The 20,205-nt window shown below is 38.2% G+C and carries 19 protein-coding genes and 1 pseudogene; 10 read left to right on the top strand and 10 right to left on the bottom strand.

Annotated features, from left to right (window positions below; genetic code table 11):
• Positions 1–87 (bottom strand): annotated as a pseudogene (locus FJR38_RS28370) (hypothetical protein); the annotation flags it as partial.
• Positions 88–142: 55 nt separating this feature from the next.
• Positions 143–337, bottom strand: a complete 195-nt coding sequence (locus FJR38_RS28365) for an Rpn family recombination-promoting nuclease/putative transposase (protein ID WP_254445271.1) — start codon at positions 335–337, stop codon at positions 143–145.
• A 699-nt stretch (positions 338–1,036) separates the two neighbouring features.
• Here FJR38_RS28365 and FJR38_RS09440 point away from each other — a divergent pair.
• Positions 1,037–1,624: an L-threonylcarbamoyladenylate synthase gene (locus FJR38_RS09440; RefSeq protein ID WP_168495032.1), complete on the top strand. Its 588-nt coding sequence runs from the start codon at positions 1,037–1,039 to the stop codon at positions 1,622–1,624.
• Between the two features lie 5 nt (positions 1,625–1,629).
• Positions 1,630–2,538 carry a sensor histidine kinase KdpD gene (locus FJR38_RS09435; RefSeq protein ID WP_168536675.1) on the top strand — a complete coding sequence of 303 codons (909 nt, stop codon included), beginning with the start codon at positions 1,630–1,632 and terminating at the stop codon, positions 2,536–2,538.
• Here FJR38_RS09435 and FJR38_RS09430 read toward each other — a convergent pair.
• The 5 genes from FJR38_RS09430 to FJR38_RS09410 form a co-directional block, all read right to left on the bottom strand.
• Positions 2,498–2,965, bottom strand: a complete 468-nt coding sequence (locus FJR38_RS09430) for a GNAT family N-acetyltransferase (RefSeq protein WP_168495028.1) — start codon at positions 2,963–2,965, stop codon at positions 2,498–2,500. The two genes, FJR38_RS09435 and FJR38_RS09430, sit on opposite strands and share 41 nt — an antisense overlap.
• A gap of 127 nt (positions 2,966–3,092) precedes the next feature.
• Positions 3,093–3,521, bottom strand: coding sequence for a hypothetical protein (locus tag FJR38_RS09425; protein ID WP_168495026.1), 429 nt, complete (start codon positions 3,519–3,521; stop codon positions 3,093–3,095).
• 224 nt (positions 3,522–3,745) lie between these two features.
• Positions 3,746–4,726, bottom strand: coding sequence for a protein translocase subunit SecF (secF, locus tag FJR38_RS09420; protein ID WP_168495024.1), 981 nt, complete (start codon positions 4,724–4,726; stop codon positions 3,746–3,748).
• Positions 4,723–6,135, bottom strand: a complete 1,413-nt coding sequence (gene secD, locus FJR38_RS09415) for a protein translocase subunit SecD (RefSeq protein ID WP_168495190.1) — start codon at positions 6,133–6,135, stop codon at positions 4,723–4,725. Before secD ends, secF begins: the two co-directional genes overlap by 4 nt.
• A 117-nt stretch (positions 6,136–6,252) precedes the next feature.
• The gene (locus FJR38_RS09410; protein ID WP_168495022.1) at positions 6,253–7,236 is read right to left on the bottom strand and encodes an alpha-ketoacid dehydrogenase subunit beta; all 984 of its coding nucleotides are present in this window, start codon (positions 7,234–7,236) and stop codon (positions 6,253–6,255) included.
• Positions 7,237–7,495: 259 nt separating this feature from the next.
• Here FJR38_RS09410 and FJR38_RS09405 point away from each other — a divergent pair, with 259 nt between their 5' ends.
• Positions 7,496–7,954, top strand: a complete 459-nt coding sequence (locus FJR38_RS09405; protein WP_168536673.1) for a hypothetical protein — start codon at positions 7,496–7,498, stop codon at positions 7,952–7,954.
• 39 nt (positions 7,955–7,993) lie between these two features.
• Here the strand turns inward: FJR38_RS09405 and FJR38_RS09400 are convergent, their stop codons facing one another.
• The 3 genes from FJR38_RS09400 to FJR38_RS09390 form a co-directional block, all read right to left on the bottom strand.
• Positions 7,994–8,791, bottom strand: coding sequence for a hypothetical protein (locus tag FJR38_RS09400; protein ID WP_168536671.1), 798 nt, complete (start codon positions 8,789–8,791; stop codon positions 7,994–7,996).
• Positions 8,792–9,427: 636 nt separating this feature from the next.
• Positions 9,428–10,405 carry a porphobilinogen synthase gene (gene hemB / locus FJR38_RS09395; RefSeq protein ID WP_168536670.1) on the bottom strand — a complete coding sequence of 326 codons (978 nt, stop codon included), beginning with the start codon at positions 10,403–10,405 and terminating at the stop codon, positions 9,428–9,430.
• Between the two features lie 284 nt (positions 10,406–10,689).
• Positions 10,690–11,049, bottom strand: coding sequence for a DUF4870 domain-containing protein (locus tag FJR38_RS09390; protein WP_168537208.1), 360 nt, complete (start codon positions 11,047–11,049; stop codon positions 10,690–10,692).
• A gap of 475 nt (positions 11,050–11,524) precedes the next feature.
• Between FJR38_RS09390 and FJR38_RS09385 the strand changes: the two genes are divergently transcribed.
• The 7 genes from FJR38_RS09385 to FJR38_RS09355 form a co-directional block, all read left to right on the top strand.
• Complete coding sequence (locus tag FJR38_RS09385; protein WP_168536669.1) at positions 11,525–13,153, top strand: peptide chain release factor 3; 1,629 nt, start codon at positions 11,525–11,527, stop codon at positions 13,151–13,153.
• 147 nt (positions 13,154–13,300) lie between these two features.
• Positions 13,301–15,427, top strand: coding sequence for a zinc metalloprotease HtpX (locus FJR38_RS09380; protein ID WP_168536668.1), 2,127 nt, complete (start codon positions 13,301–13,303; stop codon positions 15,425–15,427).
• Between the two features lie 750 nt (positions 15,428–16,177).
• A complete protein-coding gene (locus FJR38_RS09375) occupies positions 16,178–16,675 on the top strand; it encodes an RNA-binding protein (RefSeq protein WP_168495007.1) in 498 nt (165 codons plus the stop codon).
• 756 nt (positions 16,676–17,431) lie between these two features.
• Complete coding sequence (locus FJR38_RS09370; protein WP_168495005.1) at positions 17,432–18,700, top strand: glycosyltransferase family 1 protein; 1,269 nt, start codon at positions 17,432–17,434, stop codon at positions 18,698–18,700.
• A 157-nt stretch (positions 18,701–18,857) separates the two neighbouring features.
• Positions 18,858–19,133 (top strand): hypothetical protein, encoded by a 276-nt coding sequence (locus FJR38_RS09365; RefSeq protein ID WP_168495186.1) that lies wholly within the window; start codon positions 18,858–18,860, stop codon positions 19,131–19,133.
• 224 nt (positions 19,134–19,357) lie between these two features.
• Positions 19,358–19,810, top strand: a complete 453-nt coding sequence (locus FJR38_RS09360; RefSeq protein ID WP_254449410.1) for a hypothetical protein — start codon at positions 19,358–19,360, stop codon at positions 19,808–19,810.
• 106 nt (positions 19,811–19,916) lie between these two features.
• A partial coding sequence (locus FJR38_RS09355; RefSeq protein ID WP_168536667.1) for a transposase occupies positions 19,917–20,205 on the top strand: 289 nt, incomplete at its 3' end.

Genomic DNA, 20,205 nt, shown 5'->3' with positions numbered 1-20,205 from the left:
ATAAGCACTCAATTCTTCTACATCTAAACTCCGTTTCGCAAATAAAGCTACCCCCTGCCAATCTTGTACTGGTTTAAATTGATTCAGATAAATGTTGATTTCGGCGATTAATTCCCAGTAAAAATCCGGTTTTTGGCTGAAATTACACTTCTACAAAATAGATGGGTTTTTCTACGCTATCTGCCATAAAAATTCCATCAAATCGAAAGGCTTTTTCCTTCACTTCCACAGAAGTAAATTTATAATCTGTGGCATTTTCTGTAGGTTCTCCCAGAATTTCAAATAATAGTGTGTGGAAAGTGAGGAAGATTTGGTAGAATATTGTGTCTGTGTGCATTATTCCTGATCTTGATATTTCTTAATTACTTATTTATCTGGCGATTTTAACCATATTTCCCAATTCTATATCTACCGTAATTGCATCTTCATCTTGAGATACAAGATAACGTCTTGGTATTTTCGTTATGAGAACAAATATTATTTTCTTATTTCCCTACTTCTGGGATTTATTTAAGCAATTATGATCTTGATGAATAAAAACTCTATATATATGGGCGCACACTTTCCCACTAATACCATAAGCATACCTAAAACTCGAAACACTGTCAAGCCCCCTGGCTGAGATCACCAAAACTCGTTACATTCTTGATAAGATTCTCAATAATAATGAGAATAAACCACCAATAATTGAGAAAATTCTTTTTTGCCAAAATCCTATACAAATAACTTATATCCTATTAATGTAGGTTAGGTTGACGTATGTTACCCAACAAATGCGTCGGGTTTCACTTCGTTCTACCCAACCTACAAAAAATGGACAAGGTATTGTTAAGATATTATGATTACTAATGGCGAAAATGTTTCTAAAGTTTCTAGTATTGAAGTTGAACAATGTCTTTATGGGTAAATGAACCACATTTTTATATCTCACGCAAAGACGCAAAGGCGCAAAGAAAGAAAGGAATAGAAAGATTAGTGTGTGGTACAAATACATGAAAACTGCTGTAAGAAATTAATAATTGAGAATTACATATTTATGAATGTTTCTCTAGAAGTCCTGATAGAGGCTGCAAAAATTGGAAAATTAATCAGCTTCCCTACAGATACCGTACCTGCATTGGCTACCATACCTAAACAAGCAGAATTGATTTATGCTGCTAAACAACGCAGTTTGGATAAACCATTGATTTTAATGGCGGCTAAAGCTGAAGATTTATGGGATTATGTGAAAGGAAATGATGTAGAATATCAAATTTGGCAAAAAGTTGTTAATCAATGTTGGCCTGGTGCTTTGACTTTGGTTTTACCAGCTAGTGATAAAATTCCTCCAGTCATTAATCCTACTAATCCCAGCACTATTGGTATTAGAGTCCCCAATCATCAAATTGCTCAAACTATTTTGGCGCAAACAGGATTAATGGCCACAACTAGTGCTAATTTATCAGGACAACCTGCATTAGAAACCAAAGCAGAAATAGAAGCTCAATTTCCCCAAGTTCTCACTTTAGAATCTATAGAATATCAAGGTTTGGGCATACCTTCCACCGTTGCGAAATGGACTGGAAGCAGTTGGCAGATTTTACGACAAGGTAGTATTAAGTTAGATAATTTATTTGATAATTGACAACCATGAATTTTAGTAACTGGCTATATTTAGGAACAGGAATAGGATTAGGAATAGGTTTTTGTAAATTATTCCTCCAGCCCGCCGAATCTCCATCCATACCTGCTCAAAATGCTCCACTCCAGCCAGAAACTGAACTTTTACAAGAATTGAAGCAAACCCAATTAGCCTATCAGCAAGCGCGGGAAATGAGTCAGTTTAAAGCGGGTTTTTTAGCTAGAACTAGTCATGAATTGCGATCGCCATTAAGTAGTATAATTAGCTTACATCAATTGATTTTAGCAGATTTGTGTGAAAACCCTCACGAAGAGCGGCAATTTGTAGAACAAGCTCACGAAAAATCTCTACTATTACTCAAACTAATTGATGAAATTCTCAATGTTTCTAAAATAGAATCTGGCAGAAATAAATTAGATATTGAAACTTTGTCATTAACGGAAGTTTTACAGGAAGTTTATAACTTAACTTATCTCTTAGCAGCCAATCGGAATTATCCTTTTAGTTTATCATTACCAGAACCAGAAATTTGTATTTTAGCAGATTCTCGTTGGCTCAGACAAGTATTAATAAATTTGATAGAGACGACAATTTCGCAAATGCAAGAAGGGAATATTTATCTTTCTAGCAGTCTTGCATCTTCAGATAATTATGTATATATCTGGTTAGATGTCCCCACTGATGCCGTACCTACAAATGAACCTATAAATTTGATGATATCGGCAAATCAAACAACTCAGAAAAATATAGTTCTACCACCAGGAATGAAATTTTCACTTAATCAAAGTTTAGTAGAATTGATGGGAGGAAAATTAGAAATTTTACCTTTCCCCACCAAAAAAGAAGAAACACCACAGTTAACGAGATGGCAAATATCTATGCCTCTAATGACTCCTGAAGATGAATCTCTCCATTAGCAAAAGCATCAAAATTCGACTGATTAAATAAAACCATTGTCGTTGTACTATTGACTTGAAAACCAATTTTCTCGTAAAATGTCTGTTGGTGAGTAGTCATCAGATATACCCGTTCTACCTGCATCCGTGGATGAGTTAAAACCGTTTCTACTAACTTGATTCCCAATCCCTTCCCTTGATAATCTGGATGAATCACAACATCCCAAATTGTAGCGCGATAAATACCATCCGAAGTTGCTCTAGCAAAGCCAATTAATGATTCTCCATCTGAAATAGAAATCACAGGTTCACTGTTAGCGATCGCTATACTCCAATCCTTAATGCTTCGTTCCTTTGCCCAAAAAGCAGCAAGATTAAACAGTTCCTGAAGTTGGTAAAGATCAATATCCGCATGGCTTTGGCTAAATTGAATCTGAGAATATTTCATCTATAGAGACCTAATTTTCGTAGTATCTTCGCTTCTGTTATGGCATATTTTCCTGAAAAATACTCAAGGTGTATATAGATATGCAACATTTTAATTAAAAATTTAAAATACTTCTTTCTATTTCTGATTACCTATACCCCTTTGACTGACAAACCCACTTCCATAGAGGATGAGTAGATCCTTGCTGACGAATACGAGAAACTTGTTCTTTTAAACGTTCCTGTTCTTGTAGTGGTAATCCCCAAATAATATTACGACTTTGCCAGACTAAAACAGAAAGCGTCATCCCAATACAAAAACCTAAACCCAGGGTAGCCAAGGGATGAAAAATTAGTGCATATCGTAATCCTACCCAAGTAAAATAGTCTTGTAACAAAGCGATTTCCACTCGTAAATCCCACAAGCAAAAAGGCGCAATAATTAGCCATAAACAGCTAGAAAATAACCATCTTCCATATACTGTCAATTTGTGTAGCTTTTGTATTTGTTGAGCAAAAACTGGATCTAAGTTATTTAATTCTTCTATCTTAATTTGTGCTTCTTCAGACTTATCCATAGGAAGAAATTAGGGATTGCTGTTAACGATTCAAAATCTCGTTACAAAACAAGGGAACAGGGAACAGGTTGAGACGGGGAACGAGGTAATCACCCATTAATAAATTGACGTTGCTGATAGCCATATTGAAGTATGAAACTGAAAAATTGCAAATTCTTACTCTGTGAGACTGGAGCGCCTCTGCGTGAGGTAAAATCATATTCTTAATCAGCAACGCCAATCAATTAACTATCTTGGGAACTAACAGAGTTTTCGACTGAGTAATTTTCCTGACGTTCTCGCCACCAGATTAGGAGGGTACTAGCAATAAAAATACTAGAATAAGCCCCCGCTATAAAGCCGATAATTAAAGCCAGCGAAAAATATTTCAACGTCTCCCCACCAAATAGGAAAATGGCAAATAACGACAACATGGTTGTTAAGCTGGTATTGATTGACCTAGACAAAGTTTGATTGACAGCATCATCAACAATATCCGCAATTGGTCGATCAGGGTTAATTTTGATAGTTTCCCGGATGCGATCATAGATTACCACTGTATCATTAACAGAGAAACCTGTGATAGTCAGCAAGGCGACAATAAAGAGACTATCTACTTCTATACCTAAAACCAAACCCAAAATTGAGAATATCCCTGCTGTAATAAAGACATCGTGAAGTGTAGCAACGATCGCAAAAATGGCATAATCCCACTGGAAACGGAAGCTTAAGTAGATAATAATACCGATAAAGGAAACTATCAAAGCTAAAACCCCAGAAGTAAATAACTCCTTTCCTAAAGTTGCACCAACAGAATCAATTTGATTTTTTTGTGGGTCAAAAGTGCCGATTTTTTCAGTTAACGCATTTTGCAAATTTGTCCGCTGTTCTGTTTCCAGGTTTTTTGTGCGGATATTAATGCCATTTTCTACATTCTTGTCTCCTATTTTTTCAGAGATTAATTGAATGCTACTATCTCCCAGTCCCTGAGATTTAGCCACTTCTCGCACCAGGTTAATATCTATAGGTTGGTCACAGTTACCAGGTTGGTTACAATCCCGAACAAATTGTAACCTTGTTCCCCCGATAAAATCCAAGCTAGGACGCAGAGGCGCATTTATACTGGGATTCAAGTAAGATATCACCATTGAGATGATACCGCTGAGGATCAGCATCACGGAAATAGTCCACCAAGTTCCGCGGGCTTTGTTAATATGTAGTTTCATTGTGCCACTCCTGTCTGATTCGCTACTGGCACATTAGGAGCATAAAGTTCTGTTTTCCGCAAAGAGGGAATGGAAATAACTAAAAACATCAATGTGCGACTACAAGTAATGGCGGTAAACATACTCACCGCTACTCCTAAAGCCAAGGTAAGAGCAAAACCTTTAACTAGCCCTGAACCTAACCAAAACAATGCAGCACAAGCAATCCAGGTAGTAACATTACTATCTAAAATACTAGAAAAGGCGCGGTAAAAACCTGATTCTACAGAACGATATAAAGATTTACCTGCTCTTAATTCTTCCCTTGTGCGTTCAAAAATTAAGACGTTAGCATCAACCGCCATACCGATACTGAGTATAAAACCAGCAATTCCCGGTAAAGTTAGAGTGACACCCAATAAACAAAAGGCAGCCCAAGTAAGTAGGGAATAAATCACTAGTGACACATTCGCTATCATTCCTGGTAGTCGGTAGTACAATACCATATATATTAATACTAAAATCAGACCACCGATACCAGCATATATGCTTCTTTGAATACTATCTTTTCCTAAAGTCGCGCCTACCGTTCTTCTTTCGGCAATTTCTACAGGCACGGGTAATGCACCACCACGCAACTGCACCCCTAAATCATTGGCTTCTTGAGCTTGAAAACGACCTGTAATGACAGCAGAACCGCCAGTAATCCCAGTGGCTGCAAATTCTACTCCGACACTAGGCGAACTAATCAGTTCATTATCGAGGAAAATGCCGATACCACGACCAGTTCCGGCTAAGTCTTTTGTGAGTCCTGCAAAGAGTTCACCACCCTTTTGATCAAAACGGATAGCCACATCCCAGTTATTGCCTTGAGTGGGCTGACCGTAGGCATCCTGGAGATATTTACCAGTTAATGGTGGATTGGTACTTTCAAACAATTCGGCGATCGCTTGATTATTTTTGTCAAACTCTGCCTTATTTTTCTCAATGGCCGCTTGATCTGGGTTTTTTCTCAACTCTTCCCGCTTGGTTTTCAGGTCATTTCGTGTGATCTGAAAAGCAAAAAGCTGAGTTTCTGTATTCGGTTTTTGGATACGGAACTCTAACTGCGCTGTGCCTCCTAATACCCGTTCTGCTTGTTCTGGATCATTGACACCAGGCAATTGTACGGATATCTTATCTGTACCGATAGTTTGAATTAATGGCTCAGAAACACCAAGACCATTAATTCGCCCTTCGACTACTCTTTTCACAGCTTCCAATTCTCTTTCGGTGATTTGCGTAATTTCCGCAGTTGGTTTCACCTGAATGGTAAGCTGTGAACCGCCCCGTAGGTCTAATCCCAAGGGGACAGGAATCGTCGCAATCACCGCGATAGCGGCGATGACCAAAACTATAATTAACGCTAATAGCGATCGCTGTTTTTGCATACCATCACTCACAACTGACAAAGGTTATAATAACGTTCTTTTTACCAGTTGTGAGTAGAAGTTTGGATAGGGAATAATTGACAATTGACAATTGACAATTGACAATTACCCGAATTTCTAAACTCTTAAAGCCACCATTTTCTGGACTGCTTCCACGATTTGCTCTGGTTGGACGATAGTTAGACGCTCAAGATTACCGTTGTAAGGTGTGGGGATATCTTGGGAAGAAAGCCGCAATACAGGTGCATCTAATTCATCAAATAAGCGGTCATTAATGGAGGCGGTTAATTCTGCACCGATACCTCCAGTTCTCATACATTCTTCCACAACAATCACCCGGTGAGTCTTGCGAATTGATGCGCCAATAGTTTCAAAATCAAGCGGTTTCAGGGAAATTAAGTCAATAACTTCTGGATCATAACCTTGTTTTTCCAAAACTTTCACAGCTTGCAATACATGATACCGCATCCGCGAATAAGTGAGAATTGTCACATCTTTACCTGGACGGACAACTTCAGCTTTATCTAGCGGTAGCACATATTCTGTTTCTGGCAGGTCTTCTTTTAAGTTATAAAGTAAAACGTGTTCAAAAAATAACACTGGGTTATCATCACGGATAGCCGCCTTCAGCAATCCTTTAGCGTTGTAAGGTGTGGAACAAGCCACAATTTTTAAACCAGGAACAGCTTGAAAATAAGCTTCGAGACGTTGGGAATGTTCCGCACCAAGCTGTCTACCCACACCCCCAGGACCACGAATCACCATAGGGATTTTAAAGTTACCACCAGAAGTGTAGCGTAACATACCCGCATTGTTAGAAATTTGGTTGAAGGCGAGGAGCAAAAAGCCCATATTCATGCCTTCAATAATCGGTCTTAACCCAGTCATAGCTGCCCCTACAGCTATCCCAGTAAAGCTATTTTCGGCAATGGGGGTATCTAAAACTCGCAAATCACCATACTTTTGGTGTAAATCTTTAGTAACTTTATAAGAACCGCCGTAGTGTCCTACGTCCTCACCCAGAACGAATACGCTAGAATCGCGTGCCATTTCTTCGTCAATAGCTTCTCGCAGGGCGTTGAAAAATAGTGTTTCTGCCATTTAGACCTTTATTACAATTTATCGTTATAGAATTTTATCGTGCCATTGTCCCGAATACCGTCAGCGATCGCACTCTTGTTGAGAACATGGGATAATTCTTTATAATCAATTGTAAGCACGTAGCGGTAGAAAATTCATGATATCTAACTTGAAAAATAATTTCACGCAAAAATAGCAACTGTTGGTTTGGTAGGTGAACCTGGGGTAAGATATAAACAACATCTTTATATACCATTGTCAAGCTAAGAGCATAACTAAAATGCTGACACTAGAGCGCGACGTTTCTCAATTAATCGCATATTTACCCAAGCAGATAGACTTCAAACCTAAAGCCCAAGCAACAAAAACATATCTTGATTTTGGAAATTTATTTCTGCAAATTAGCCAAAAGTTCCAAGAAAGAGCAAATCAAATTGAAACGGATTGGGACTACTATACCAGCACTGTGTCATCAGAGAATCTAGAAAATGAATTAAGCAACATTGAAGAATTGACAAAACAATTAACTTCAATAGAGTCAGCTATCAAAGAAAAACAGCAATTTGTAAACCTGACTCTTCAAAAAGGCTTAAATGCGTTGACAGAAGCTCTCAAACATTATCAAGATGTAATTCTTGACACAGTAGAATCTGCGGCGATAACAGATGAAGTGAGAGAATTACGGTTAAAACCCTTGGAAAAGAGTAGAATTGAGGAAGCAAAAGAATTTTTTCTGTAATAGCTATGACGGTTAGGTATTTTAAGTTTACTCATATATTTAATCAAAAATCATATCAGGTTTAAAATAATCCCTGACATAATCAGTAATAAATTTTGCTTTAGGTTCAAGTTGAATGTGCTTTGTACTATAATCTAATTCCATTAATAAAATATATTTATCTGTTAATTCATCTTTAGATTCAGATATTGATAATTTCTGTTCTAATTCATCAAGATACTTAAATAATATTTGACTAGCAACAAGAATATTATTATCTACTGTAAATAAAAAGTCATTTATTAATTCAGTCATTTTTTTTGGAAGAATAGGAGAATCCATAATAGATAGTAGATTTTTTCTTCCTGTGTAATAATTCTCATTGAGAATAAGAATACTTCTAGGAGGTATTTTTTCTTGATCTAGAAGATTCCGAAAAGTCATAGCATCTAAATCTCTTACTGTATTAAATTCTTTAATATCTGTAAATATATTTGGATACACTATTTTCATTATAGGATATTTTTTAAAATGTAAATTTTTTGCTTCTAAATCAGGAAGAAATATATATTTAATATTAGATTCAAATACTTGGTCTAAACCATAATCCTTTCGTAGTTCAAGATCGTTTTTACCTGCAAATAAATCTAAAATTTGAGTGAATATCTTTATTTGTTCTTTAAACACCTCTGTACGTAAAGGCTGTAAAAGTGTTTTCCGTGCTTTTAAAAAAGTTGCAGCAGTTACCAAAGTACCAACTACATAAAAAATGATTTGAGTAATTATCTGTATAGATTGTAACCAAATTTGTATATTATGAATTTCGTGAGTAATACAAAATAGTAGATTATTAATCATAATTGTAATTTATTGATTGATAAACTCAGTTAGCAATTTTTACTTAATTCTAGTGATATATTTAACTTTCACTAATTAAGATAAAATGCTAAAAAGTTATCATTAGTCATAAAAAATATAACCCAGGGAAGGAAGAGATAATATTCTTTCCCCCTAATTTCAATATCAATTACCTTTACTTATTGATGAGCAAAATTAATTGATACTTACCTTCTATATATGGGCTGTAGTAGTATAAAACTATATCCAATTGCAGGCGTTGGTGGAAAGCGATCTCCCCTATCCACTCTTACTTGATATCCAGTGTTATGTACACAAGAAGGATAACTGCTCCAATATATGCCGCTAAATGGAACTAATTGACCAGAATGGTAGGGCATAGCAGTATTTATGTTAGCCACTCGACCAGTAAAATTAATTTTAGCCATGCGGGACATTTTTTGCTCCTTTATTATTTATTTTATACTACCTACTTATAATAGCGCCATCTTTATTAAATATGTAAAAAATACGATTGAGTATTGCTGAGACATAACAATCGTCCTAATTTTGCATCAAAAATACAAAAAAATCTCACGCCCAAACACAAAAACCCTCTCCGTGCCTCTGCGTCTCTGCGTGAGATAAAATCTTAAATTACAACCACCGAGCCGCATCCTTAGCGTGGTAAGTCAAAATCAAATCAGCACCAGCCCGTTTAAAGCCAGTCAAAGTTTCCATCACAACGCGCTGCTCATCAATCCAACCATTTAAAGCCGCAGCCTTCACCATCGCATACTCACCGGATACATTGTAAGCCGCCACAGGTAAATTAGTAGCTTCCCTAACGCGCCAAATAATATCCATATATGCCAAAGCTGGTTTTACCATCAGCATATCAGCACCTTCAGCAATATCCAACTCAATTTCTTTAAGTGCTTCGCGGGCATTACCGGGGTCCATTTGGTAAGTGCGTCTATCCCCAAATTGTGGTGTTGAGTCCGCTGCATCTCTAAACGGACCATAATAAGCCGAAGCATATTTAGCAGCATAAGACATAATAGGGATATCTTCAAATCCCGCTTCATCCAAACCTGCGCGAATTGCTTGGACAAAACCATCCATCATTCCCGAAGGTGCGATAATATCTGCACCAGCTTGAGCTTGGGAAACAGCGGTTTTCTTTAATAATTCCAAAGTTGGATCATTTAATACTCTACCTGTTAGATCACCAACTTGTAAATAACCACAATGTCCATGACTTGTATATTCACACAAACAAGTATCAGCCATGACAATTAAATCAGGAACGGCATTTTTAACTGCGGTTGCTGCTTTTTGAACAATACCACAATCATGCCATGCACCTGTAGCATCTATGTCTTTATCAGCCGGAATTCCAAATAAGATAATTGCGGGAATTCCTAAGTCATAAACCTCTTTAGCTTCTTCAACAATCTTGTCTACTGAAAGTTGGTAGACACCAGGCATAGATTTGACTTCCTTGGCTATACCTTCTCCTGGTACAGCAAACAATGGATAAATCAAATCGCTAGTAGTTAAAACAGTTTCACGTACCATACGGCGTAATTGGGTATGGCTACGCAGACGACGAGGACGATGTATAGGAAACATAAATTTTGTGCAGACAAAACAATACAATGGACACAGAATAAAGCGTCACAAAAGCAAGATTTTAGCTTGCTCTATTCAGACAAACTAGAAACAGTGCTTTAACTGTCTTTGCCCTACTGTTGATGAAGCTGTGGGGCAATTTTATATTTTACACCTTGATGGACATTTGCTGAGGATAAGTTTGCAAAAAACAATCTTAAAAAAAATGACTCAATTAATTTTGGTAACTTGTTTAATCAAAGGTTTATGATTCATCAAACTACCATATTTTTCTTAATCTTACCCTAAAACACTCGGAAAATAAACGGATAACGGCAAGGTTGATCAGGATTGCTAAAAACGCCAATTAACGCCCAGATTGTTAACCCCCAGTGGATGATATATCCTAAACCGGCGATTGGGAACAAAACGATTAGCGGTAAAACCAACCAACCAGTTAGAAAAAATAAAGTTCCGAGAATTGCTCCATAGAACCAAACGTTAAAGTGGAAATTGATAGATTCCTTGGCATTGTCCTTGACGACAGGATCATCTGATACAAAGAGTATGGCTATGGGTAAACCAATGGAGACAATTGTGGTACTAAAAAAAATTGCTCCATGACACAACACTGATAAGAGTTTACGTTTATCGCTGTCGTACATTTTTTGCTCCATAAATCCTTTTCTTGTTCCATACCTTGTCCAAATCAAAAAAAGTCTTGATTTGTAGGTTGGGTTGTTTGCGTTAGCCATAACCCAACAAATGCGTCGGGTTTCACTTCGTTCTACCCAACCTATAAAAAATGGACAAGGTATGTTGTTTTTATCTTATACCATTGTTAGAATCAGGATTTTCTGGATTTGCAGATTTTCTGGATAAAGATAAATATCAATCCCGTTGAAGTATTATTTTTAATAATTTTGATTTGAATGTTTTGGAAAATTCTTAACCTTATATATATGGGCGCACAGATTTCCACTATAATGTTATAGTAAGGGAAAGTTGGGTATTTGTCAACTACCTCACTCATTAATTTCTGGATTAAGATTGATCAGATGTAAGAATTAATAGAATTTACAAATTTGTTTTATCATCCTGAAAAAGATTACATTTAGTTAAGTTACAAACAAATTATATATGTCCATTGAACTGCAAACAGAACTAGGTGAAGCGGTGGAACAGCGTCGCAACTTTGCGATTATTTCTCACCCTGATGCTGGTAAAACTACGTTAACTGAAAAGCTATTATTATACGGGGGTGCGATTCACGAAGCGGGAGCGGTAAAAGCCCGCAGAGATCAGCGGAAAGTAACTTCTGACTGGATGGCAATGGAACAACAACGGGGGATTTCTGTTACCTCAACAGTGTTACAATTTGCTTATCGCAACTGTCAAATTAATTTACTTGACACTCCTGGACACCAAGATTTTAGTGAAGATACTTATCGGACTTTAGCCGCAGCGGATAATGCAGTTATGCTGATTGATGCGGCTAAAGGTTTAGAACCGCAAACCCGGAAATTGTTTGAAGTGTGTAAACTGCGGGGAATCCCAATTTTTACCTTTGTGAATAAACTCGATCGCCCAGGTAGAGAACCCATAGATTTGTTAGATGAGATTGAGAAAGAGTTAGGATTACAGACTTATGCAGTGAATTGGCCGATTGGGATGGGCGATCGCTTTAAAGGCGTTTTTGACCGTCAACAGCAGCAAATTCATTTATTTGAACGGAGTTCTCATGGTAGTAAAGAAGCGCGGGATACTATCCTCGATCTAGGCGATCGCCGCATGGAACAATTACTAGATCCAGAACTCTATCAACAACTTAAAGACGAATTAGAACTCTTAGAAGGAGTTTGTCCAGAACTGGATTTAGACTTGGTACACGCAGGCAAAATGACCCCAGTCTTCTTTGGCAGCGCCATGACCAACTTTGGGGTAGAATTATTTCTCAAAAACTTCCTAGACTTTGCTCTCAAACCAGGAACACATAGCAGCACGGCTGGGGACATTCCCCCAACTTATCCTGAATTTACAGGATTTATTTTCAAACTGCAAGCGAACATGGACCCCAAACACCGAGATAGAGTGGCTTTTGTCCGGGTCTGTACAGGCAAGTTTGAAAAAGATATGACAGTAAACCACGCTCGAACCGGCAAAGTTATCCGTCTATCTCGTCCGCAAAAACTGTTTGCCCAAGAAAGGGAATCTATTGATGTTGCTTATCCAGGGGACGTAATTGGTTTAAACAATCCGGGTGTTTTTGCAATTGGTGATACAATTTACACAGGAAAGAAGCTAGAATATGAGGGAATCCCTTATTTTTCGCCCGAACTATTTGCCACTCTGAGAAACCCCAACCCCTCCAAATTTAAGCAATTTCAAAAAGGTGTTTCCGAATTGCGAGAAGAAGGCGCTGTCCAAATTATGTATTCAAGTGATGAAGCCAAGCGTGAGCCAATTTTAGCAGCGGTTGGTCAATTGCAATTTGAAGTGGTACAATTCCGCTTACAAAATGAGTATGGTGTAGAAACTATCCTCGACTTATTACCTTACAGTGTCGCCCGTTGGGTTCAGGGTGGTTGGGAAGCGTTAAATCAGGTAGGACGTTTATTCAATACTACTACTGTGAAAGATAGTATGGGACGACCAGTATTGTTATTCCGCAATGAATGGAATTGTCAACAGTTAGAGGGTGATCATCCAGAGTTAAAACTCAGTGCGATCGCTCCAGTTCTGTCTAATCAACAATCAGTGGACAATTGACAATTGACAATTGACAATTGACAATTACCAATCACCAACCCTTCGGCTACGCTCAGGGCAAGTCACCAATTACCAATTACCAACTATCAGGGTATCTCAATTTAGTCCTATTTGTCACCGAGAACCGATTGGAGTACCAAAGTTTGTATGCCTTCCCACGCTGAATCATGTTTGGAGGCTGGTTTAGCTGCCCTCAAGCAGGGGAATTACTACACAGCGATCGCTAACCTTGAACCACTAGCCAAAGATCAAAGCCAAGAAAAGATTTGTTTACAGGCACAAGTGGGGTTAGTTATGTCCTATGCCCGCACTGGCGAAGTCTCAAAGGCGATCGCCCTGTGCCAAAATCTGATCGCTAATAGTAATCCCCAAGTTCAAGAATGGGCCACACTTGCTCTTGAACACTTGCATAAACGCAAAAACCAGAAGAAAAAATCTCGCAAAACCAATACTGGACTTGCTTCCAGTTTAAATCCTACACGACAACAGCCACAAACCGCTTATGTGGGTGCTGATAATCAGGACCATATCCAACCACTGAGTATTTATTGGCGACAAGCTAGACGTGCCAAAGTGTGGCAACCTTTACGCAAGTCTAATGTCATTCCTTCCCGGATAATTGCCCTCTTGACATTTATGGCACTTTTTTGGATGTGCCGAGAAATGCTTAAATTGGTCTTGGGTTTAATCAATCAAATTTTATATCAACTGCCATACTTACAGCCCATCCAGATTTTATATCGTGATCCTAGTACATTGATTTTAGGATTATTTGTAATCTTAATGGTATTGTCTCCTTGGTTACTCGACTGGCTACTCGCACAATTTTCCGGCCAAGAAGAGTTACCCAAAGAAAAATTAAATTCCTACAGTCGGGAAACACTGAGGGTAGTCCAAAGAACTTGTCAACAGCGGCGTTGGTTAACTCCCAAACTGAGAATCTTGCCAATTTCTGCCCCCATGATAATTACCTATGGCAACCTACCCCGCACAGCGAGAATCACAGTTAGTCAAGGGTTATTAGAACAACTGGCAGATGATGAAATCGCCTCCGTCTATGCTTTATCTTTAGGGCAAATTGGACGCTGGGATTTTGTAGTCATGTCCCTAGTTTTACTCGTGACAATGCCATTTTATGGCATATATCAGCAAATTTCCGTTTGGGGAAATCAACACCAGGGAAAAATGTGGCGTTGGCCAGGTACAGTTTTAGCCGCTATTAGTTATGGAATTTGGTGTCTTTTCACAGGAACAGCCTTGCTTAATTCCCGATTACGGCTTTACCATAACGATGCTATGTCCGCAGAAATTACTGGAAATCCCAATGGACTAATTCGTGCTTTATTGAAAATATCCATTGGTGTAGCTCATGATATCAGCCTCAAAGAAAATACCTGTTGGCAGTTAGAAAGTCTGAATATCCTCGCGCCTGTGGCATATCAACACAGCATAGTTTTAGGTAGCACAGCCGGTCATCTACCCTTTGAATCATTTTTAAAGTGGGAAAATTTTCATCCCTATCGCCAATGGTTTACAATTAACAGTTGTCATCCTTTAATGGGCGATCGCATCGAACGTCTTTGTCAAATAGCCCGTAATTGGCATTTAGACACAGAATTACATCAAACAAACCCACAACAACCAATTCTGATTAAACCCCAAACCTTCTATTTACAAATTGCCCCTTGGCTAGGAATCCCCCTTGGTGTCGTCTTTGCGGGACTGATATGGTTACTGTGGCAAACAGCATATACCATACATTGGTTAAACCTCAAGTGGATATATGATAATTGGTCTTTTGTTACAGGTTGTATGTTAATCGGCTTTGGCATTGGCACAGTGATACGGATAAATACCCTATTTCCTGATATTACACCTGTCAATCTCCAAAAGAATGAACACCTTATTAACCTATTAGGCGAACCGTCTATTTTACCAATTAATAGTATTAGAGTCCGTCTGAGTGGTAAACTATTAGGTCGTCCCGGTATTGGCAATTGTCTAGCACAAGATATGATCCTCCAATCTAACCAAGGTTTAATGAAATTACATCATATTCCCTGGCCAGGTAAATCATTTAATTCTCAAGACTTAATTGGTAGACAGATCACAGTTACAGGTTGGTTACGAAGAGGTGCAACTCCTTGGGTTGATATCCAAACTTTAGAAACTCAAGGTGGCACAAAAATCAATAGCCCTCATCCTATTTGGTCTACCATCATCGCAATTTCCGCTCAAGCTTGGGGTGCTTATATCATGCTGACAGGTTCTTAATTAGGGGATTGGTGATTGGTGATTGGTGATTGGTAATTGGTGATTGGTGATTGGGAAAAATACAAATAACTTCTTCCTGCTCCCCTGCTCCCCTGCTCCCCTGCTCCTCTGCTCCCCTGCTCCCCTGCCCCCTGCCTGCTCCCAACAACAATTTTTAACACTTACCTACTTAGTCCTAATTCTGATGTTAAGATAGTTTAATCAGTACAAGATTAAAAACCTACCCCCGGACTGGGGGAAAGTCTACGCCCGAAACAACCTTGAGGAGATATCACTACGCCCTACGGGGCAACCGTGGTGAGCCTGGGAACCTGTGTAAACAGGATATTAAGATTGTGAAGTCTTAAGAATCTCCTTGCCTTTTAGGTAGGAGAGTGTCAAGCTACGATACAACAATGCTAATAGTGGAAAAGTGTCTGCTGAACTAGCTACGGAGAAAATACCATGATAGTGTTAAGCAATGGCATTTTATTCTGCGGGCAAGAATTAAGAAAAACTAATTTACTGTGGTGGATAGTGGGCTATTAAATTTACAATTCCTAGAATTAAGGTGATATTAGCCGACAAGTGCAGTTGCACTTTCGTGCCAAAGAAGCTTGATCCCAACAAAAAACTGTATTCTATAAGTTGATAGTTTGGATTAAAAAAATTGGTTTGTGGCAGTTTTAGTCCATAGTATCTATTCAAAAGCCAAAGCCAATTAATTGTTTTTGTCTTGCCCTGTTTATTCCCAATCTGGAGGTATAGTCCATGTCAATTCGTCTATATATAGGAAATCTGCCAAAAGAAGAAATAGATCGTCAAGATTTGCAAGCTGTGTTTGCAGAAGAAGGCGATGCTGTCACTACCAAACTAATTAAAGACCGTAAAACAGGCAAATGTCGTGGGTTCGGTTTTTTAACAGTAAATAATGACGAACAAGCAGATCAAATTATTGAAAAATATAATGGTCAATTGTTCAAAGATACACCCATCAAGCTAGAAAAAGCTTTACCACGGACTAAAGGTGAGGAAGGTGAGGAACAACCAGCAGTTCCCAAACCTGTTATTCAAGGTAGTAGCACTCCTACTCCTAGCAGCAACAAAGAAGGCGGCCGACGGGATAGAGGTAAGAAATCTCGGCGTGGTGGTGGTGGTACTCGTGAGACTGCTACCAGTGTTGATAACGAAGCTATTCGTCCAGATCCCCGTTGGGCAGCGGATCTAGAAAAGCTAAAACAAATGTTAGCCGCACAAACTACCAACTAAATTGTCTGTTTAATCAATATGCTTTGAGAATAATTCTTAAAGCTTCTTGGGATACCACCTTCCTAGAAAGCTTGTCTGAACAGGAAGTTGTGCTTAGATGTCTAGGTTTCAGGTATCAGTATCGGCGTGTCGAAATTTCTTTCGTTACTGGCGAAAGTCCAAATGTAATCAAAAAGCAGTGCAGGTAGCCACATCAGGTTATCTGCACTGCTTATTTTTGGACTTTTTTTGATGAGGGAGAAAATAGGAAAAATTGTATCTAAATTAACAAAAATTATCGCAATGTAAGAATAGTATAAGCTAATACACTTGTCTTAATTAACTCAAGGCTGGAAAAATGATAGCAATTAAGGTGATATTTTCGGCAACTAAACTTTAGTTCATTTAACTTTGATTGAAATTATTTTCATGAGATGAAACCTAGCAATAACTAACTGCAAATATCTAAATTATGATCTAGCTTGACTATTTCATAAAGGTTCTATCATAGACAAATTAATGGACTATGATAGGCTAATTTATATTGATTTAGTATATGAATATATAGAGAAAATATCTATCAAATGTATTAGATATAAATATGGAATTTGGGAGATATAAATTAACATTTAGGTTCTAATTAAGATAGACTAAGTATTAGTTAGTCAAAGTTCCCCAAATAAAAATCAGATTTACGTTTAATAATCGCAAGTATGGCGATCGCCATGCTAGGGAAAATATCTTCTACATCGTTAAAATTAGGAATAAAACACATCTATGAACTCTACCACTAACAAACACATTGCCTTAATCTCAGTTCACGGTGATCCAGCGATTGAAATCGGCAGAGAAGAGGCTGGAGGACAAAATGTTTATGTCCGCCAAGTTGGTGAAGCCTTGGGAAAGCTAGGATGGCAAGTAGATATGTTTAGCCGGAAAGTGAGTGCTGATCAAGAAACGATAGTGCAACATAACTCTAATTGTCGAACGATTCGTTTAACAGCAGGTCCAGTAGAATTTATTTCACGAGATCATGGTTTTCAGTATTTGCCAAAATTTGTAAATCAGTTAATGAAATTTCAGAAAGAAACTGATGTTAAATATGATTTAGCTCATACTAACTATTGGTTATCTAGTTGGGTGGGGATGGAATTAAAGAAAAGACAAGGAACTAAACAGGTGCATACATATCATTCTTTAGGAGTGATCAAATACAACACCATAGAGAATATTCCCCTGGTTGCGAGTCAACGTTTATTAGTAGAAAAACAAGTATTAGAAACAGCAGAAAGAATTGTCGCAACCAGTCCTCAAGAACAGGAACATATGCGATCGCTCGTTTCCCATAAAGGCAACATTGATATTATTCCCTGCGGTACAAATATTCAAAAGTTTGGTTCAGTGGGAAGACAAGCCGCAAGGGACGCATTAAACATCAATCCAGAAGCCAAAGTAGTGTTATATGTCGGCAGATTTGACCACCGCAAAGGTATAGAAACCTTAGTGCGGGCAATGCGGGAGTCTAAATTTTATGAATCAAAACAATTGCAGTTGATTATTGGTGGTGGTAGTACACCAGGGAATAGTGATGGTAGAGAACGCGATCGCATTGAAGCCATTGTCAACGAATTAGGAATGAGTGAATGCACAACCTTTCCCGGTTGTCTCAGCCGCGATATCTTACCAGCTTATTATGCTGCTGCGGATGTTTGTGTTGTTCCTAGCCACTACGAACCCTTTGGACTGGTTGCGATCGAAGCCATGGCCAGTGGTACACCTGTCGTCGCTAGTGATGTCGGTGGACTTCAGTTTACTGTTGTCAATGAAGAAACAGGTTTATTAGTCCCACCGCAAAATGTACCAGCTTTTAATCACGCCATTGATCGAATTCTTAGTAATCCTGCCTGGCAGCAAGAATTGGGGAAAGCCGCGAAAAGACGGGTTATTAATCAGTTTAGCTGGGATGGTGTAGCGATTCAGTTAGACGAACTATATACTCAACTGTTACAGCAATCCGTCAGACAACCTGCATTAGCTAGTAAATAGGGGCAGCAGGAAGGGGGCAGAGTGCAGGGGGAAAGAATTATTACCAATGACCAATCACCAATTACCAATTACCAATTCTGCTAAATTTGGTGCATAGTTGAAAGATAAGAAAGCATCAAGTAAGCTCTAAACATACTTGCAGTTAGACGGTGAAATGATGGAAGTTCAAGAAGTCAAAAAATTCCCTAAACCCAGGAAACAGGAAAGCGAATCCCAAAATTTTCAGCACGTCAAGATACTTGACTGTAACCAGCCAGTGTGTAGGGTTATTTGTGAGTGTTGGCACTGCAAACAAGGGATATTATGTGAGGTAGATGTGTCATCTGCACAATTTTTAGAAGTAGAATGCCCAAATTGTGGAAAAAGTGCTGTGAGGCTAATGGCACAAAAGGTGATTTCTACCACACCAATTCCTTCCCCTTGGCAAGGATAACTGAATTTTAGAGTTTAAATTTTAGGTTTTGAATTATACTCGTAACGGCTGACATTAGAACTTTTACAAGATTACGAAAAACCTAGATGTATAAGGGTTTAGCAGTGCTAAACCCTTACTTTTTGCGGTATTCAGATTAAGCGAACTGCTTGCAGCAACTTTGCTATCATCCAAAAAATGTTAAATTAAATTGATATTTCTGTATTAGTCCAAAATTAGCATAAATGACTCGCTTTATACATGATCAATTTGCAAAACAATATCTAACGGAACTATTAACACCCTATGGACAAGTAGAAACCAGCAAAGATATCACAGCAGAAGTCAGACAAATTGATGTATTATTTATTCCTTCACCCCAACCCATACAAAGCTTAGAAACACTAGGATTACTAGGAAGAATGGCTGCAAATTATGCCATATTTGAACCATTTCGTAATCCCGTCAGTAAGAGTGAAATTCGCAGTTGTATTGGTAAATTATTTGACGTTCATGCAGACTTAGAACGGCAAGCGAAACGGAATGAGACGCGAATAGATGAAACTGAATTACCCCAACTATGGATTTTTACGCCTACAGCATCAGTAGAAATCCTAGAGAGTGGTAATGGTACTCTGGATGAAACAAACTGGGGTAAAGGCATCTATTTTTTGCCAAAATTATTTAGGGCTTGCTGATTAAAGCTGAAACCCTTGTATAAATAGTGATTGAAGTCTATAAATGGGAAAAAAGTGCAAGGCAATCGGGTAAAATGGGTAAAAATCCTCACATAATATAGAGAAAATGTATAAAAAAATTGAAACTATACCTACCCCCATAGAAAAGTTTAAACTGCCATTTGAGGGGCAGTTGGCAGAAGATAATAGATGGGTAATAATGGCGAATTTAATTCCGTGGTCAGAATTTGAAGATCAATATGCGAAACAATTCACGATAGAAATAGGCGCACCAGCAAAGTCTTTTCGAATAGCCATAGGATCTTTAATAATCAAAGAAAGATTGGGTTTAAGTGATAGAGAAACAGTAGAACAAATAAGAGAAAATCCATATCTACAATACTTTATAGGATTGA

Origin of the sequence: Anabaena sp. UHCC 0253, assembly GCF_009712085.1 — a bacterium.
Classification (GTDB): domain Bacteria; phylum Cyanobacteriota; class Cyanobacteriia; order Cyanobacteriales; family Nostocaceae; genus Dolichospermum.
This window is presented reverse-complemented; position numbering and strand designations above follow the sequence as displayed.

Bases quoted from the DNA above. Each gene is read 5' to 3' on its own strand.
- FJR38_RS28365 (WP_254445271.1), bottom strand. From the start codon at position 337: ATGCACACAGACACAATATTCTACCAAATCTTCCTCACTTTCCACACA.
- FJR38_RS09440 (WP_168495032.1), top strand. From the start codon at position 1,037: ATGAATGTTTCTCTAGAAGTCCTGATAGAGGCTGCAAAAATTGGAAAA.
- FJR38_RS09435 (WP_168536675.1), top strand. From the start codon at position 1,630: ATGAATTTTAGTAACTGGCTATATTTAGGAACAGGAATAGGATTAGGA.
- FJR38_RS09430 (WP_168495028.1), bottom strand. From the start codon at position 2,965: ATGAAATATTCTCAGATTCAATTTAGCCAAAGCCATGCGGATATTGAT.
- FJR38_RS09425 (WP_168495026.1), bottom strand. From the start codon at position 3,521: ATGGATAAGTCTGAAGAAGCACAAATTAAGATAGAAGAATTAAATAAC.
- secF (WP_168495024.1), bottom strand. From the start codon at position 4,726: ATGAAACTACATATTAACAAAGCCCGCGGAACTTGGTGGACTATTTCC.
- secD (WP_168495190.1), bottom strand. From the start codon at position 6,135: ATGCAAAAACAGCGATCGCTATTAGCGTTAATTATAGTTTTGGTCATC.
- FJR38_RS09410 (WP_168495022.1), bottom strand. From the start codon at position 7,236: ATGGCAGAAACACTATTTTTCAACGCCCTGCGAGAAGCTATTGACGAA.
- FJR38_RS09405 (WP_168536673.1), top strand. From the start codon at position 7,496: ATGCTGACACTAGAGCGCGACGTTTCTCAATTAATCGCATATTTACCC.
- FJR38_RS09400 (WP_168536671.1), bottom strand. From the start codon at position 8,791: ATGATTAATAATCTACTATTTTGTATTACTCACGAAATTCATAATATA.
- hemB (WP_168536670.1), bottom strand. From the start codon at position 10,405: ATGTTTCCTATACATCGTCCTCGTCGTCTGCGTAGCCATACCCAATTA.
- FJR38_RS09390 (WP_168537208.1), bottom strand. From the start codon at position 11,049: ATGTACGACAGCGATAAACGTAAACTCTTATCAGTGTTGTGTCATGGA.
- FJR38_RS09385 (WP_168536669.1), top strand. From the start codon at position 11,525: ATGTCCATTGAACTGCAAACAGAACTAGGTGAAGCGGTGGAACAGCGT.
- FJR38_RS09380 (WP_168536668.1), top strand. From the start codon at position 13,301: ATGCCTTCCCACGCTGAATCATGTTTGGAGGCTGGTTTAGCTGCCCTC.
- FJR38_RS09375 (WP_168495007.1), top strand. From the start codon at position 16,178: ATGTCAATTCGTCTATATATAGGAAATCTGCCAAAAGAAGAAATAGAT.
- FJR38_RS09370 (WP_168495005.1), top strand. From the start codon at position 17,432: ATGAACTCTACCACTAACAAACACATTGCCTTAATCTCAGTTCACGGT.
- FJR38_RS09365 (WP_168495186.1), top strand. From the start codon at position 18,858: ATGGAAGTTCAAGAAGTCAAAAAATTCCCTAAACCCAGGAAACAGGAA.
- FJR38_RS09360 (WP_254449410.1), top strand. From the start codon at position 19,358: ATGACTCGCTTTATACATGATCAATTTGCAAAACAATATCTAACGGAA.